The 460-nt window shown below is 41.1% G+C and carries 1 protein-coding gene; it reads left to right on the top strand.

Features of this window, described 5'->3' with window-relative positions; translation table 11 throughout:
- Positions 1-314: IS30 family transposase (locus AAEZ03_RS25900; protein ID WP_350582585.1), on the top strand; the 314-nt coding region annotated here is incomplete at its 5' end.
- Positions 315-460: the final 146 nt, after the last annotated feature.

The raw sequence follows: 460 nt of genomic DNA, 5'->3' as shown, positions 1-460 counted from the left end.
TGATAGAACTCTTAGCGCCAGTGAGGTTGCAGGTTAAGACCATTACCTCTGACAATGGTAAAGAGTTTGCTCAGCATAAGAAGGTGAAACAAAAGCTCTTTAGTCCTTTCTTCTTTGCCGATGCTTATGCGTCATGGCAGCGAGGAACCAACGAAAATACCAACGGCTTGATCAGAGAGTATCTGCCTAAAGGCTGTGACTTTAGACAAGTCTCTGATGATGAGATGCAGGACATTGAGAACAAACTAAATAACAGACCAAGAAAACGCTTAGGGTTTAAAACGCCTATGCAGGCGTTCTATAATATTAATTAGCGTTGCACTTGGTGTGTTAATCTAAGGTATTTAATAGAGAGATACAGGCAGTTTTAGAGTCGATGCTCTGCGTCATGTCTTACTTTATTCAACAATTGAGACGCCTAGCTATGCTATTATAAGCCAGACAATAACCCTAGGTAGGT

The organism is Pseudomonas sp. HY2-MNA-CIBAN-0224 (assembly GCF_040310285.1).
Taxonomy (GTDB): domain Bacteria; phylum Pseudomonadota; class Gammaproteobacteria; order Pseudomonadales; family Pseudomonadaceae; genus Aquipseudomonas; species Aquipseudomonas helleri.
The sequence above is the reverse complement of the archived record's forward strand: the minus strand, read 5'-3'. Positions and strand labels throughout refer to the sequence as shown.